The organism is Moorena sp. SIO4E2 (genome assembly GCF_010671945.1).
In the GTDB taxonomy this organism is placed as follows: Bacteria; Cyanobacteriota; Cyanobacteriia; order Cyanobacteriales; family Coleofasciculaceae; genus Moorena; species Moorena producens.
Genome location: NZ_JAAHIE010001245.1, coordinates 1 through 1,357, shown reverse-complemented (window position 1 = coordinate 1,357; position 1,357 = coordinate 1). Strand labels below are relative to the sequence as shown.

The window sequence follows — 1,357 nt, the reverse complement described above, 5'->3', positions numbered from 1 at the left end:
ACACGAGTCATATACGCTTTGATTAAACCAAAGCAAAAGCATAATCTGGGAGTACTGGCAGAGATTAAAGACAAATATTATAAATGGCTAAACTTGTACACCCAATGCCGAATTTACTGGGAATTAAATCTGATTGCCAATTTCTTATCGCGGATGACTTCTTTCTGTGAAGAAACATTACATAAGCTGATGGGAGAATTAGGTGAAAATTATTTTAATAAAAACAAACCGAATAACTGGGTTTTAAATAGAGAGAAAATAGACGAAGAACTTGTTGATTATTTGATAACTAAAGAAACTTTTAACACTGAAGAGCTTAAGGGCTGGAAAGCTAAACAAAAAGGAGACCGTGATTATAAATTGAATAATCGGTTCAAGCAGCGTAACTTCGTAGATGCCCTGATTCAGTTTCGAGGAGACTCCAAGGAGATAGAACTTTGGCAGACTATTTTTCAATCACTCAAGAAGCTTGACTATTGGGTCGAAAAAAGAAATTACATGATTCACAGTGCCAAGGGAGTCTCAAAAGCAAGAATGTCTGAGATACTGGATAAAGACCGTAAAGCAGGCATTAAAAATGCTCTGGTGGCTTGTGAAAGCGACCAAATTCTAGAGGAAATCATGACTATTAATCGCCTAACTTGTAAACTTTTAAATAAGCCTGAAAATTATTTTGTTTATCTTAATGGTCGTTATTATATCTATTCTGATGTTAAGGATTTTGTGATCAAGAAGCTAATGACAGACTGTTTATAGTAATTGGAATTTTCACCTCCAACCAATTGCAAAAACGAGGAGAGGCTGGTATTTCAAGCTGAAAATTAATCTTGTTCAATACACCCCCAGTCAAGGGTTTTATCCTTAACTGGGGGTTATTGTTGTTTGGATTAATTTATCTGGTTGAGGGAGATGGTATATGGCTACGCGGAAGGCAAGAGGCAAGAGGCAAGAGGCAAAAGTTTATTAAAACAGCGCAGGTGCGCTTTCCGTTGGCGAATTAAATTCGCCACGGGTCGCATTTTTTCAGCTTTTATCAATTTCCTAACCTTAATGCGTAGTGCTATAACAAGTCTACAGTCTGTATTCTACATTCTTAATTATACATTCTCTATTCTACAGTCTGTATTCTACATTCTCTATTATCTGCGGTTTCCATTAATTCATCTCCTTAACGGAGATTGTAACCTACGTTGCCAATGATGAACAAATTTGGGTTTATTTAAGTTTCCATTAATTCATCTCCTTAACGGAGATTGTAACCTCCAAGATAAAGCTTTGGGAGTCCGATAGATCTGTTTCCATTAATTCATCTCCTTAACGGAGATTGTAACCTATGGGGTTGATGGCATTGGGTTTA

At 36.5% G+C, this 1,357-nt stretch carries 1 pseudogene; it reads left to right on the top strand.

Annotation, left to right across the window (positions count from 1 at the left end):
* Positions 1–756: pseudogene (locus tag F6K37_RS42605) on the top strand (hypothetical protein); the annotation flags it as partial.
* Positions 757–1,357: the final 601 nt, after the last annotated feature.